This is a genomic window from Hallella seregens ATCC 51272 (assembly GCF_000518545.1).
Lineage (GTDB): Bacteria > Bacteroidota > Bacteroidia > Bacteroidales > Bacteroidaceae > Prevotella > Prevotella seregens.
In genome coordinates, this window is record NZ_KI912452.1 from 68,729 (window position 1) to 83,321 (window position 14,593).

Below are 14,593 nucleotides of genomic sequence, written 5' to 3' on the forward strand. Positions count from 1 at the left end.
GGTCTGTGCCGCTGCCGAAATGTCGAGGTCGCCGTCGTCGGTCAGGGTCACTTTGTACCAGTCTTGGGTGTCGCCGTCGGCTCCCAACTGTCCGCGAACGGCGGTTCCAGTCTCGATGGCCTGTGCCTGTTTCCAGGTGTTGTCGGGCACGGCATCCTGCCCCCAAGCGTGTGTTGCGCCCAGGAGCACGGCGGCCATGAGGGCCGCTCGTAGGTTGTGCGTAGCGTTTTTCATCTTGTTTCGGTTTATAGGATTACATATGTTTAAGTTTACAAAAATAGGGCAGGAAGTGCCGTAAAAGCGTCGCAATTTCGGAATTTTAGTGTCGCAATTTTAGAAAAATGCTTTTAAGGGGGCCCTAAAAAGCAAAAAAGCCCAATCTTTGGACGGGATTGGGCTTTTGGACAACAGGGGAAAGGGCACAGTCATGGGAGGTCGCGGCGCGGCGCCCGGTAGGTATTGCGAACCTTTGGGAGCTGCAACAGCAGGGCGGCATGGCGCCGGGCGTTGGGGCGGGCGGCGGCGGACAGTGGGCCAGGGGCCGGCCGGCCGCCGAGGAACAGCAACGGCAAGGTGTGCATGGATGACAGGATGACAAATGAAAAGACCATCCCTGCAGCCCAGGGCTGCAGGGATGGTCTTTGGATGAAAGGGCTGGTCGGACCCAGCCGGCGGGGTGTTTACCCGCCGAGGCTTAGGCCTGGGCCGTTGCAAGAGCTGCTTCGTCGCCGTCCGGGACGCGTCGGTCCTGAATCTTGCGACCCATCACGAGGTAGGCAATGGGCGAGGCAATGAAGATGGAACTCAGTGTGCCGGACACCACGCCCATCGTCATGGCAAAGGCAAACGGCTGGATGCTCTTGCCGCCGAGGAAGAGGATGCAGAGCAATACTATCAGCGTCGAGAACGAAGTATTGATGGTACGGGCCAGCGTTTGGTTGATGGAGTTGTTGAAAAGGGTCTGAATGTCCTGTTTGGGATGCAGTCGCAGGTTCTCGCGGATGCGGTCGAACACCACCACTTTATCGTTGATGGAGTAGCCGATGACCGTCAGCACGGCACCGATGAATGTCTGATCCACCTCCAACGAGAAAGGCACGAGGCCTTGCAGCAGCGAGAAAAGGCCAATCACGGTGAGGGCGTCGAGGGCCAGAGCCACCGTGGAACCCACCGAGAAAGCCACGTTGCGGAAGCGCAGCAGGATGTAGAGGAAGATGGCCACTAAGGCGATGAGCACACTGATGATGGCTCCATAGGTCACGTCGCGGGCCACGGACGGGCCCACCTTGGACGAGCTGATGATGGATCCGCCCTGACGAATGTCGGGGTTCTTGAAGGCTTCGACGCTCTTCTGGCTCACCAGGCCGGCACCCTTGAGACCCTTGAACAGCAGGTTCTCTGCCTCGTCGTCGACGGTGGGGCTGCTCGACTCAATCTTGTAGTTGGTCGAAATGCGGATGGTCTTGTTGTCGGTACCCAGCGAGAGGGCACTGCTGGTGCAGCCGGGGAACGTCTTGGCGAGCACGTCGCGCACCTGCTCGGGTTGCGTGGGCTGCTCAAAGGCGATGACATAGTTGCGTCCACCCGTGAAGTCGATGCTCTGGGCCAAGCCGCGTACAAGGAAGCTGGCGCCGAAAACCACGACGGCAGCAATGGCAATCGTGAATGTTTTCTTGTACATTGACATGAATTTCACGTTCGTGCCCTGCATCATGTTCTTGGAAATGGCGGTCCAATACTTCAGGTTGAGCCACTTGTCCTTGCTCAGTTTGTACTCATAGACCAGACGGGTGAGGTAGACGGCACTGAAGAACGAGCAGACAATACCGATGATCCAGGTGGTGGCGAAGCCGCGGATGGGGCCTGTACCGAAGACGTAGAGGATGACACCGGTGATGATGCTGGTGAGGTTGGAGTCGAAAATGGCCGAGAAAGCATTGCTGTAACCTGCGCTTACGGCCTGCTTCATGCCCTTGCCGGCACGCAGCTCTTCCTTGATGCGCTCATAGATCAGCACGTTGGCGTCGACCGCCGTACCGAGCGACAGCACCATACCAGCTATACCCGACATGGTGAGGGCGGCCTGGAACGAGGTGAGAATGCCGAGCGTGAAGAATACGTTGATGAGCAGGGCGCTCACGGCAATGAGGCCGGGGATGATATTGTACATGGCAAGCATGTAGACAATCAGCAGTACGAAGGCAATAATGAACGACACAATGCCCTGCTGAATGGACTGCGCACCGAGCGTGGGACCCACTACTTCTTCCTGCACAATGTGGGCGGGAGCAGGCATGCGGCCCGACTTGAGAGTGTTGGCCAAGTCTTTAGTGTCCTCGATGGTGAAGTTGCCGGAGATGGAAGACTGGCCGCCATCGATCTCTCCATTCACGCGGGGGGCGGAGTAAACCACGCCGTCGAGCACGATGGCAATGGCTTTACCCACGTTGGCTTTGGTGAGTTCGGCCCAGCGTCGGGCCCCTTCCGAGTTCATGGTCATGCTTACTTCGGGCTGGCCTGAAAGGTTGTTGAACTGGTCTTTGGCGTCTGTAACCACGTCGCCCTCCAGCGGAGCGCGGCCGCTGGTGGTGGTCACTTTCAGGGCATGGAGCTCAAAAATGTTCTTGGCAGAGATGCCGTCGGCAGCCTTGGCACTCCAAAGGAGCCGCATGTCGGCGGGCAATACTTGTTTGGCCACGTCGCTGTAGATGAGCTTGTTGATGGCAGCGGTGTCGCGGACGCTGGCATATCCCACCAGGCTCAGGCTCTGTCCGCCGGTGGTTTGCAGCATGGCAAGCAGCGGATGCAGCTTCTTGGCCTGGGCGAGCTGGTCGTCGGGAGTGGTCTTCACTGCGGTCTTTTTGGTATCGTTCTTCAGCTGGAACTTGGGCTTGGCTGCCTGTACGGCAGGTTTCTGAGCCTTGGCCTTGGTGCTGTCCTTGGTGGCAACGGTGTCCTGGTCGGCGTTGGCCAGGCGGCTGTCAAGCTGTTGAAGATAGGGTATGGCCTCGGCGGCGTTGTAGGTTTCCCAGAATTCCAGGTTGGCACTGCCCTGCAACAGCTTGCGCATGCGCTCGGGTTCTTTGATGCCCGGCATCTCCACCATGATGCGGCCTTCGGCTCCCTGCACCTTCTGGATGTTGGGCTGAACCACGCCGAACTGGTCAATACGGGTGCGTACCACGTTGAACGAGTTGTCGATGGCGGCGCTCACTTCTGAGCGGAGCACCTTTTCCACCTCGCTGTCCGAGCTGGTCGGCGAGACCTTGCCCTGTAGCTGCTGGGTGGCAAACACCTCGGCCAAGCGGTGGCCAGGGGCATTTTTATGATAAGCGTTGATGAAGAGCGAGATGAAATTTCCCTGTGTAGCCTCCTGCTCCTGCCGGGCTTCGTTCATCGATTTCACAAAAGCGGGGTCGGTTTTGTGGTCGGCCAGTGTCTCCACAACATCGGGAACGGAGATCTCGAGAATGACGTTCATGCCGCCTTTCAGGTCAAGGCCCAGTCCAATCTGCGTTTCGAGGCACTTCTGGTAGCTGTAGATTCCCAGATACTTTACAGAGTCCTTGTAGTCCTGCTGGGCAATGGGATCCTTCAGTTTGTCGGCTTGTTCGTCATAGTATCGCGTGGCGAACGAGAAAGACAAATAGAAGATGCTTGCAAGCGTCAGTAGGACTGCGGTTACAATTACAATTCCTTTGTTTTGCATTTTGTTGGTTATTTATTGTTTTCTATGGTTTCACTATATTCTGCAAAGGTACTCATTTTTCCACGTTCGACGCAAAATATCCACCTTTTTATTACACAAAGGCTTTCGTTTTTAGCGTTTCGCGCGCTTTTCGAGCCAGCAGATGATGGGATAATGGTCGGAAGTTTTGATTTTGTTGTCCACGTGGCAGCCATAGGGTTTGAAGTGGCTGGAGCAGAAAATATGGTCTATACGCACCAGAAACCCGTTGTAGTGGTAGCTGATTCCTGGGCCGTTGCCCGTGGCTACATAGCAGTCGGTCAGTCCGTCGGCTATGGTTCGGCGGGCGTAGGAGATGGGGCCGTCGTTGAAGTCGCCGCATACAATCATGGGCAGGTTGCGGTGGAGGTCGATGTAGCGCGCCACGGCCTCGGCCTCGGGAGCCCGCGTGGCGGTGGCCTTGCCCAGTTTGTGGATGAGCAGCCTTGAGGTTTGCTCGGCAGTGTCGGCGTTCAGCGTGCCCTTGAGCAGACTCCTGAAACGGCCTTTTTCCTTGTTGGTCAACCCCGTGGTTTCCAGATGATTGTTGATGACGACCACCGTGTCCCGACCCATGCGCAACTTGAAAGCCGCACTCAGGTTGCCCTCCGATGCGTAGATGATGTGCTCCTTGCCCACGATGGGGTACTTGCTGAAGATGCTGATGCAGTCGCCTTTGTCGCGCATGGCCGTGTCGCGGTACTGATAGATGGGGTTGAGCATGGAGTCTATCTGCTGCTGTCCCACTTCGTTGGCTCCCGACTCCTGCAGGCAAACAATGTCGGCATCCTGATCGCGCAGGTATTCCAGAATGGGGTTGGGGTCCGATTCGCTGTCTTCCCACCCGGCAAAAAGCCACACGTTGTACGATATAACCTTGATGGCTCCCTTGGGAGGCTTACGGTTCACGTTGACAGGCGTGTAGCGGCGCACGGGCCCGTAGCACAAGATGAAACCCAAGAATGGAATCCACGCCCCCTTGGGCTTGAAGAGAAGCCAGAAGACAAGGAAAGCCGTGTTGAAGAGGAGGAACAGCGGAAACGCCAGTCCGGCATTGCTCAGAGTGGGAAACGACACGGGGTTGAGCAGGTCGGAGTGACCCACCATCAGCATGATAAGCACGGTGGCCACGTTGGCGCCGCCCATCATTTGCAGGGTGACCGTCTTGAGTTTGCGAATCATTTCTTGCTCTGGTCAAAGAGCGTTTGTTTCTCCTCGCGGGTCAGACTGTCGTAGCCGCTCTTGCGAATCTTGTCCAAAATGCGGTCGGTCTCTTCCTGTGTGGCTTTCTTTCGGGAATTGTAGTCCCAGTCGGCATTGCCCGTGGACTGCCTGTGGGCATGGCCGCCGACCGACCGGCGGCTACCCTCGGACGTGCTGCCCTTCCTGCGGCCGGCGGCATGCTGCTCCCAACGCGAGCGCAACTGGTCGAAGAAGCCCGTGCCGCCCATGCCCACGCCCTGGCTGCCCGGATGCCGTTGCCAGTAGCGGATGAGGAAGAAACCGAAGACCATGCCGCCCAAATGGGCCAGATGGGCCACCTTGCCGCCTGGCATGGCCAGGCCCAGCGTCAGTTCAACGGCAATGGAACCAATGACCATCCACTTGGCTTTGATGGGGACAGGGATGGGGATGATGAACATTTTCTCGTTGGGAAACATCATTCCAAAGGCCAGCAGCAGTGCGTAGAGCGCCCCCGAGGCTCCCACGGTGGTGAGGCCGTTGAGCTGTGAAGCCAGCTGGTGCATCACGCTGAAGGCTTCGCCGATACCCAGTGGTTGCTGGCCGTAGAGCATGTAATACACCCAGCCGAACTGGGCCACCTCTTGCAGAATGCCGGCTCCGACACCGCAGAAGATGTAATAAAAAATAAATCTTCTGCTGCCCCAGGTGTGCTCCACCACGGTGCCAAACATCCACAACATGAACATATTGAAGATGAGATGCTCCCATCCGGCGTGCATGAACATGTAGCTGACGAGCTGGAACACGTGGAAGTCGGAGGCCATGAAGAAGTGTAACCCGAAGAGGTCGTTCAGGTCAACGCTACCTTGCTGTCTGGTGGCCAGTGTGCCCACAAAGGCCAGAATATTGATGATGAGCAGATTCTTGGTGATGGTTGGAATCCTTGGCATGATGTCGAAATTGTGTCGTGAAACGTTTATGATGGGTGCAAAAATACGAAAAAACTCGGTTAATCAGCTATGAAACAACCGTTTTAGGAGTTTTTTTGATATGTCGCGGCTTTTTTTTCAGCATTTTGTTTGGAATCTAAAAGGAATCCCCTATATTTGTTGCCAGAAAAGAACGAAGTGTCATGATATTATTCACTTAATACATAGAAGTTATGAACAAAACAGATTTAGTAAAGAAGATTGCTGACGCTGCAGGTTTGAGCGCGGCCGATGCCAAGAAGGCCCTCGACGCTACAACCGTTGCCATCAAGGATGCACTGGTGGCAGGAGAGAAAGTTCAGCTCGTAGGTTTCGGCACATTTGCCGTCAAGGAGCGTCCCGCCCGCCAGGGTGTGAATCCCGCTACGGGCGACAAGATTCAGATTGCGGCCAAGAAAGTGGTGAAGTTTAACCCGGGAGCTGAATTTGAAGAGGCAGTTAACAAATAATGTCAATATAATTACCATATAAAAGGGCCCGTGCGAAGCACGGGCCCTTTTATGTTTCAGCTGTCCGAAACACTACTTCGGCTGCTTGCCGATGTAGGCCAGAATGCCGCCGTCCACATAGAGCACATGACCGTTTACGGCGTCAGAGGCATGCGAAGCGAGGAACACAGCGGGGCCGCCCAGCTCCGAAGGCTCGAGCCATCGGCCGGCCGGAGTCTTGGCGCAGATGAAGCTGTCGAACGGGTGGCGACTGCCGTCGGCCTGGCGTTCGCGCAGCGGAGCCGTCTGCGGCGTGGCGATATAGCCCGGCCCGATGCCGTTGCACTGGATGTTGTACTCGCCATATTCCGAGCAGATGTTGCGGGTGAGCATCTTCAAACCGCCCTTGGCGGCGGCATAGGCCGACACTGTTTCACGGCCCAGCTCGGACATCATGGAGCAGATATTGATGATTTTGCCCTCCCTGCGCTCCATCATTTCAGGCAGCACGGCCGAGGAAACGATGAACGGGCCAACGAGGTCAATGTCGATCACCTGCTGGAACTCTTCGCGCTTCATCTCGTGCATGGGGATGCGTTTGATGATGCCGGCGTTGTTCACGAGGATGTCGATGTGGCCCACTTCCTGGTGAATGCGCTCCACCAGAGCCTTTACATCGTTTTCCTTGGTCACGTCGCACACGTAGCCCGTCACGTTCTCGATGCCGGCTTCCTTGTAGGCAGCCAGGCCGCGGTCCACGAGTTCCTGCTTCACGTCGTTGAAGATGATGTGGTTGATGCCGGCTGCAGCAAAGGCCTTGGCAATGTTGAATCCGATGCCATAGGAGGCACCGGTGATCCAGGCGTTCTTGCCTGACAGTGAGAAAATGTTTAAACTGTCCATTTTGTTATTGTTGATAAGGTTGAAATGAATGTCTTGCGACGGTTGCTTCCGCGCGTGCCGCATGGGCGGACAGCGGGGAACCGTAGTTTGTTTCCTGCCCCGCCGGTGGGGCCGTTGCGTTGCAAAGATAGCCAATTATTTTGGAATCGCGCGCATCTGCCTGTGATTCTTGCCCGCCGAAACCTTAATTTAATCAAACGCCGTCCCGTCAGCACACCAGTTTGTAGCCGATGCCGCGCACGTTGAGGATGCGGATTCCTGGGTCGGCGGCCAGCCGATGGCGCAGCTTGGTGATGAAAACCTGCAGGCTGCGGGCGTTGAAAAAGCTGTCGTCGCCCCACAGTTGTTGCAGGATGTGGCGCGTCTCCACCACCTGTCCACTCCGTTCGGCCAGCATGCGCAGCACGCCCGTCTCGCGGTGCGACAGCTCCTTGACGCCGCCGTCGTGGCAGAGTTGTTGGGTCAGCGTGTTCAGCCGGTAGCGTCCGATCACCATTTCCTGCCCGGGAGCGGGCGGTGCTGTGGCAGCCATGCGCTGTCCCCGCATGGCCAAGGCACGGATGCGCACCATGAGTTCCTGCATGCCGAAAGGCTTCTTCAGGTAGTCGTCGGCCCCCAGACCGAAGCCCTCGACGACATCGCTCACCGCCGAACGGGCCGAGAGGAACAGCACGGGCGTCGTCGTGTCGGTCTGCCTCATCCGCCTTACCATCTCGAATCCATCCATGTGTGGCATCATGACGTCGGCCACCAGCACGTCGGGCATCTGCTCGGCCATGCGTCGCAGTCCCTCCTCGCCGTCGGCAGCCAGGCGGATGCAGAAGCCCTGGGCCTCCAGTGTGTCCTTGATAATCATGGCCAGTGTGGGCTCGTCCTCCACCAGCAGTACGTTGATTTCATTCATAAAACGTCAGTTTAAAGGTTGTGCCGCGGCCGGGCGCACTCTCCACGCTCACCTCTCCGCCAAACTTCTCCATCATGCTGCGCACGTAGTAGAGCCCCAGTCCGTAGCCCTTCACGTTGTGCCGGTTTCCCTGCGGCACGCGGTAGAACTTGTCAAAGACGTAGGGCAGGTGCCCGGCGTCTATGCCGATGCCCTGGTCATGCACGGTTATCGTGGCGCCGCCGCCGTTGCCGGGCCGTGCCGTCACCACGATGCGGGCCCGTCCCTCGCTGTATTTCACGGCATTGTCGAGCAGGTTTCCGATGACGTTGGCCAGATGTGCGCGGTCGGCCCGCACGGTGACGCCCGGCGTTGCGTGCGTCTCGATGTCCACAGGCTTGCCCGCCTTGAGCTTCTGCTCCCTGACGAGCGGCGGCAACAACGCGCCAATGTCCACCGGTTCCATTGTGAGCTGCATGGTCTTGCGCCGCTCCATGCTCATCGAGAGTATCTGTTCCACGAGCCCACCGAGCCGCTGCAGCTGTTGCTGGCTGATGGCGAGATAGCGCCGCATACGGGCCGGGTCGCTGGCTGCATCGAAGTTGAGCAGTGCGTCGTTGGCCGCATAGGCCACGGCGATGGGCGTCTTCAGCTCGTGAGTCATGTTGTTGGTGAAGTCGGTCTTCATCTCGTCGAGCGTGCGCAGCTGCATCAGCGTGCGCACCAGATACCAGAACACGAGGGCCAGCACGAGCAGTATCACACCCGACGTGGCCAGAATGCCGGCCATCTGGCGCAGCACTCGCGGCCGGTAGGGCGGCAGGAACACCACGTAGCTCTGGCTCTTAGTGGCATCCATTTCAAAGCGGATGGTGTCGGCCCAGGTCTCATTGGCAGGGCCGAAGACGGCCAGCGTGTCGGTGATGACACGGGGTTTGCCGCGGTAAACGGTGTAGTGGTGGAGGTGGAGCAGCCGGTGGCTGGAGGCAATGCCCAGCGAGTCGAGGCGACGGGTGAGCAGACTGTCGAAGTAGGCGGCGTCGTTGGGCTGCATCGGGTCCAGGCCCGAGTGGATGCCTTGCTGCATGTAAAGGCCAAACTGCATCATGTTGTGCGCGTCACGGAGCATGGTGGAGAACTTGAGATAGGGCAGCACAGCCATGACGCCGGCCCCGCCCATCTGGATCGTCTTCACGTCGCTCGACACGGTGGACCGTCCCGAATGGCTGTCCACGTGGATGCTCACGTCCGTCCGTTCGTGCTCTGCGTCCTTGCGTTGGCGCAGCACTTGGATGCGGTGTATCATCTCGTCGTAGTCGGCCACGCGCACGGCCTCGCGCGCGTCGCTGCGTGCACGGGCCTCCATGCTGTGGTAGAGGTCGAGCAGCCAGTAGCCCTGATAGCCAAGGATGGCGGTCAGCACCACCATCACCAGCACCACAATGTATTTCATTGGGAGTCTCATCGTTGCAAATTTACGGTTTTTAGACGTAACCCGACGCAAACGATAAGACTAAATAACACTCGCATTAAGCCTGTATAAGCCGTGGCGGACAGCCGTTTGTCGGTTTTTTGCTACCTTTGCCGCAGCTTAAAACATGACAGAAATGAAACAGATGATTCTCTCGGCCGCCCTGCTTGCGGTGGCCGCCAACGTTTGGGGGCAGCAATCCGACTCGCTGCGCATGGACAGTGTGGTGCGTAGTCTGCCAGAGGTGATGGTGCGGGGCGAGCGCCCGGTGGTGCGCGTCGACGGCTCGCGGCTGGTCTACGACATGCCCCGGCTGGTGGAGAAGCGCGCGGTGGACGATGCCTACGCCGCCCTGCAACTGTTGCCCGGCGTGGCCGAGACGGACGGAAGGCTCACGCTGGGCTCCCAGCCCGTCACGCTTGTCATCGACGGAAAGGTCTCCACGCTCGATGCCGCGCAGGTGGCTCAACTGCTTCGCGCGCTGCCGGCCAGCCGTGTGGCCCGTGCCGAAGTGATGTACACGGCACCGGCCCGCATGCAGGTACGCGGGGCCGTCATCAACGTGGTGCTGCGCCAGGCCGCCGCCGGGGAGCCGCTGCAAGGCGAGGCCAACCTGGCCTGGAACCAGAAACACGAGGCCCGGTTCGGCGAGCGCGCCACCTTATTATATAGTAACGGCCCGCTGTCGGTCGATGCGATGTACAAGCACAGCCATGGCAACGTCTACACGCGCACCGACGAAACGTCGCACCACACGCTGGCCGACGGCTCCGTGCACGACATGGACACCCACCAGCAGATGCGTGGCGACGGCCCCACCCACGACTACAGGCTGGGCGTGGACTGGCGGCCGGCCGCGGGCCATCTGCTCAGTCTGGTCTACACCGGCCAGTACGACCGGGACCGCACCCGCCAGACCATCTCGGGCAATGTGGACGGCCGCACGCAGATAGACGGCCACACGTGGCTACACAACCTGCGCACCGACTATGCGGCACCCTTTGGACTGCGGCTCGGGGCCGACCTCACGTGGTATCGCAACCCCGAGACACAGACCCTCGCCAGCACGCTGCCCACCGGGTCGCTGCGCTATGTGGTGGACAACAGCCAGCGCATCTTCCGCTCCAAGTTCTTTCTGTCGCAGGAGCATCGGCTGGGCCGTGGCTGGTCGCTGAACTATGGCGCCATCTATATGGGCAGCAGCAACCGCAGCCGCCAGCTGTATGCCGAGACGATGCAGACCGCCGGACCCCGCCCCGCCTCGTCGGAAACGCATCAGCAAGAGGACGACCTGAACCTCTATGCGGGCTTCAGCAAGACCTTCGTCGGGCATCTGTCGATGGAGGCTTCTGCCGCTGCATCTTATTACCATTCGGTGGCCTGGCACCGGTGGAACCTCTTCCCCACACTCACGCTCACGTGGGCTCCCAAGGCGGGAAACATGGTGCAGCTGGGGTTAAGCTGCGATCGCCGCTACCCGGACTATTGGACTCTCACCAATTTCACCACCTACAGCAACGGCGGCTACAATGAGGTGACGGGCAATCCGGGCCTCCGACCCACGTCCAAATACCGGTTGCAGCTGGTCGGACTGCTGCATGGCAAGTATCAGTTGGTGGCTTGGTTCCACCACACCGACGACTATTTCACGCAGACTCCCTACCAGCGTCGCGACCGTCTCACCGTGAGCTATCAGTATCAGAACTTCGACTTCCAGCAGCAGGCGGGCTTCCAAGCCTCGGCGCCGGTGCGGCCCTGGCGGTGGCTCGACGTGCGGGCCACGCTCATTGGAGTGTGGATGCGCGACAAGAACTCGGCTTTCTACGACATACCTTTCGACCGCAGGATGGCCTACGTCATGGCGCGACTCAACAACACAGTTACCCTCTCCACGCGGCCGGACATCACGCTTTCGGCCGATGGCATGATTCGGTCGCGTGCCATCCAGGCCACCTACGACCTGCCGGGATCGGGCACTGTGGATCTCAGCGTGCGGTGGCGGTGGTGGAACAAGCGGGCGGTGGTGCGACTGTTCTGCACCGATTTGTTCGAGACGGGCGGCATCAATCCGCGCATTGACTACCGCGGGCAGCAGCTGCGCATGGCTTTTGCACGATACCGTGAGGTGGGGCTGTCGTTCACCTACCGGTTTGGCGGATATACGGAGAAAAAGCGAGAGGAGGTCGATACCAGCCGGTTTGGACAGTGAGTGCAATTCAAAATTCAGAATTCAAAATTCAAAATTATTCCTGCCATACCGTAAGCATTGCTCAATTCAAAATTCAGAATTCAAAATTCAAAATGGGCGACGGGGGTTAATCTGCCATTCGCCACTCGTCATTACTGGCACTGTTTGTTAGGCTATTATAGGACAAATAGGATGATATAGGAGGTGCTTGTAGGGGCCGGCCTCTATGCCGGCCCGCCAATCACCGGCTATGTAGAAACATGTTGTTATGTTGTTCTGTCTAAAATTCACCGCGCGAGCCATGTGTTTTATCTATTGTTCTGTCTAAAACCCATTGCGCGAGCCATGTGTTTGATTTGTTGTTCTGTCTAAAACCCACCGCGCGAGCTATATGTCCAGTCTGTTGTTCTGTCTAAAAACCCCATGTTTCAGTCTGAAATACACGGTTGTTTTGTCTAAAAAACTCGCGGTTGCTTCTGTCTAAAAACGGGGATGGCACGATGAAACACCGGGTCTCGCGTTGCGAAACCGCTTGTTTCATCGTGCCATCACGGCGTAATCGTGCTGCGTTCAGCCCTTTTTCGTGGGCCCGTCACGGCGTAAACGACGGCCGATAAGGCCGTAATCGCGGCGGGGGCTACGGTTGCCCGTCGGTCGACGGCGGCGCAGCACGCTCAATGATTCTTTGAAATCGCTGTCGATCAGCGGCTTAGAGCCACTCCGACTTCCACAGTCCGTGCAGGTTGCAATACTCTCGGGCGTAGGCCTTCGGCGCGTCGGTCTTGAACTCTGCCACTGGTTTGTCGTTAGGAGTGAGGTATTTGCGCAGCACCTCCGTCTCGGTAACCAGCTCAATCCACTGGATGGAGTGAGCCTCGGTCATGGGATGTTCCACAGAGCCCACGGTCACACGGTAGCCGCCCTCCACTCTTTCCAGCACGGGAACGTGCTTCTCGGTGGCTGCGTCGGTGGAGTTCTCGTTCATCAGTTTCCACTCTCCGGCCAGCTCGCCATCGTCTGCATTCAACACTTCGACCAGGCTGCCTGTGGCAGCATGCTTGTAAATTTCGTTTGTTTTCATTCTTGTTACAATCTTGTTCTAATGGTTCATGATGTTCAATTGCAAAGTTAAGACATTAATTTGAAAGGCGCAAGGCTTCTGGTGTAATAATTACAAAAAAGAAGAAAACCCCTCTCCTGCATGCGGTTGCCGTGGCCCGGGGGCATCAAAAATTGCATAAAAGGCCGGCCGGCCGCACAGATTCTCGATTATAATCGCTAACTTTGCAATACCAAACACAGAAAAAAGATGGAACAGAATTTGCTGATTTACAATACGCTCAGCCGGAGCAAAGAGCTCTTCAAGCCGCTGCACGCCCCCCATGTGGGCATGTATGTGTGCGGCCCCACCGTCTATGGCGACCCGCATCTGGGCCACGCCCGTCCGGCCATCACGTTCGATGTGCTCTTCCGCTACCTCAGACACTTGGGCTACAAGGTGCGCTACGTGCGCAATATCACCGATGTGGGCCACCTGGAGCACGATGCCGATGAGGGCGACGACAAGATAGAGAAGAAGGCTCGGCTGGAACAACTGGAGCCCATGGAGATAGCCCAGCACTACGCCAACCGCTACCACAAGGCCATGGAACGGCTGGGCGTGCTGCCCCCCAGCATAGAGCCGCGGGCCACCGGCCACATCATCGAGCAGGAAGAGCTGGTGAAACAGATTCTGGCCAACGGCTACGCCTACGAGAGCAACGGCTCCATCTACTTCGACGTGGAGCGGTACGACCGCGACCATAAGTACGGCATCCTCTCGGGTCGAAACCTTACCGACATCATCAACAACAGTCGCGAGCTGGCCGGCACGGGCGAGAAACGCAACCAAGCCGACTTTGCCCTGTGGAAGAAGGCCCAGCCCGGGCACATCATGCGCTGGCCCAGCCCCTGGGGTGCAGGCTTTCCCGGCTGGCACTGCGAGTGCACGGCCATGGGCCGCAAGTACCTGGGCGACCACTTCGACATCCATGGCGGCGGCATGGACCTGGTGTTCCCGCACCACGAGTGCGAGATTGCACAGGCCGTGGCCAGCCAGGGCGACCAGATGGTGCGCTACTGGATGCACAATAATATGATTACCATCAACGGCCAAAAGATGGGCAAATCGCTCGGCAACTTCATCACGCTGGAGCAGTTTTTCCAGGGCAGCCATCCGTCGTTGGAGCAGGCCTACACGCCCATGACTATCCGTTTCTTCATCCTCTCGGCCCACTATCGCGGCACGGTCGACTTCTCCAACGATGCCCTCAAGGCCGCGCAGAAAGGCTACGAGCGGCTCATGAACGGCCTGTCCGACCTGGAACGCATCCAGCCCGCCAAGGGCTCGCAGCCCGAGGTGGCCCGGTTTGTGGGTGCCCTGCGCCAGCGACTCTACGACGCGATGAACGACGACTTGCAGACACCGCTGGTCATCAGTGGGCTTTTCGAGGCTTGTCACCTCATCAACACGCTCATCGACCACAAGGCCAAAATATCGGCCGACGACCTGCAAGCCCTTTCCGACACGATGCACACCTTTGCTTTCGACCTGCTGGGGCTGAGCAACGAGAAAGGACAGACGGGCGAAGCCCGCGAGGAGGCCTACGGCAAGGTGGTGGAGATGGTGCTCCGGCTGCGACAGCAGGCCAAGGAAGCCAAGGACTGGGCCACGAGCGACCAGATTCGCGACGCCCTCGCCGAGGCCGGCTTCGAGGTGAAAGACACCAAGGACGGTGCCACCTGGAAGCTCAACAGGTAAAAAAATTGCTCCCCCATAA

11 protein-coding genes are annotated in these 14,593 nt (G+C 58.2%); 3 read left to right on the forward strand and 8 right to left on the reverse strand.

What is annotated here, in order from left to right; translation table 11 throughout:
- The 4 genes from L888_RS14720 to L888_RS0112115 all read right to left on the reverse strand — a co-directional run.
- On the reverse strand, positions 1–234 hold a 234-nt coding region (locus L888_RS14720), incomplete at its 3' end, for a hypothetical protein (protein ID WP_044249422.1).
- A gap of 460 nt (positions 235–694) precedes the next feature.
- Positions 695–3,709: a protein translocase subunit SecDF gene (gene secDF / locus L888_RS0112105; protein ID WP_027953077.1), complete on the reverse strand. Its 3,015-nt coding sequence runs from the start codon at positions 3,707–3,709 to the stop codon at positions 695–697.
- A gap of 111 nt (positions 3,710–3,820) precedes the next feature.
- On the reverse strand, positions 3,821–4,909 hold the full coding sequence (locus L888_RS0112110) for an endonuclease/exonuclease/phosphatase family protein (protein ID WP_027953078.1): 1,089 nt from the start codon (positions 4,907–4,909) through the stop codon (positions 3,821–3,823).
- The gene (locus L888_RS0112115) at positions 4,906–5,862 is read right to left on the reverse strand and encodes a rhomboid family intramembrane serine protease (protein WP_027953079.1); all 957 of its coding nucleotides are present in this window, start codon (positions 5,860–5,862) and stop codon (positions 4,906–4,908) included. The genes L888_RS0112110 and L888_RS0112115 overlap by 4 nt, the downstream gene beginning before the upstream one ends.
- A 212-nt stretch (positions 5,863–6,074) precedes the next feature.
- On the opposite strand from L888_RS0112115, the gene L888_RS0112120 reads away from it, so the two are divergent.
- Positions 6,075–6,350 (forward strand): HU family DNA-binding protein, encoded by a 276-nt coding sequence (locus L888_RS0112120; RefSeq protein ID WP_005845187.1) that lies wholly within the window; start codon positions 6,075–6,077, stop codon positions 6,348–6,350.
- A 72-nt stretch (positions 6,351–6,422) separates the two neighbouring features.
- On the opposite strand, the gene L888_RS0112125 is transcribed toward L888_RS0112120, so the two are convergent.
- The 3 genes from L888_RS0112125 to L888_RS0112135 form a co-directional block, all read right to left on the reverse strand.
- Complete coding sequence (locus L888_RS0112125) at positions 6,423–7,232, reverse strand: gluconate 5-dehydrogenase (RefSeq protein ID WP_015298563.1); 810 nt, start codon at positions 7,230–7,232, stop codon at positions 6,423–6,425.
- 208 nt (positions 7,233–7,440) lie between these two features.
- The gene (locus tag L888_RS0112130) at positions 7,441–8,136 is read right to left on the reverse strand and encodes a response regulator transcription factor (protein ID WP_027953080.1); all 696 of its coding nucleotides are present in this window, start codon (positions 8,134–8,136) and stop codon (positions 7,441–7,443) included.
- Positions 8,129–9,580 carry a sensor histidine kinase gene (locus L888_RS0112135; protein WP_027953081.1) on the reverse strand — a complete coding sequence of 484 codons (1,452 nt, stop codon included), beginning with the start codon at positions 9,578–9,580 and terminating at the stop codon, positions 8,129–8,131. Before L888_RS0112135 ends, L888_RS0112130 begins: the two co-directional genes overlap by 8 nt.
- A 142-nt stretch (positions 9,581–9,722) precedes the next feature.
- On the opposite strand from L888_RS0112135, the gene L888_RS0112140 reads away from it, so the two are divergent.
- Entirely contained in the window at positions 9,723–11,795 is a 2,073-nt protein-coding gene (locus L888_RS0112140) for an outer membrane beta-barrel family protein (RefSeq protein ID WP_027953082.1), read from the forward strand.
- 688 nt (positions 11,796–12,483) lie between these two features.
- Here L888_RS0112140 and L888_RS0112145 read toward each other — a convergent pair.
- Complete coding sequence (locus tag L888_RS0112145; protein ID WP_027953083.1) at positions 12,484–12,855, reverse strand: desulfoferrodoxin family protein; 372 nt, start codon at positions 12,853–12,855, stop codon at positions 12,484–12,486.
- 228 nt (positions 12,856–13,083) lie between these two features.
- Between L888_RS0112145 and cysS the strand changes: the two genes are divergently transcribed.
- Entirely contained in the window at positions 13,084–14,574 is a 1,491-nt protein-coding gene (gene cysS / locus L888_RS0112150) for a cysteine--tRNA ligase (RefSeq protein WP_005845176.1), read from the forward strand.
- The last annotated feature ends 19 nt before the right edge of the window (positions 14,575–14,593 follow it).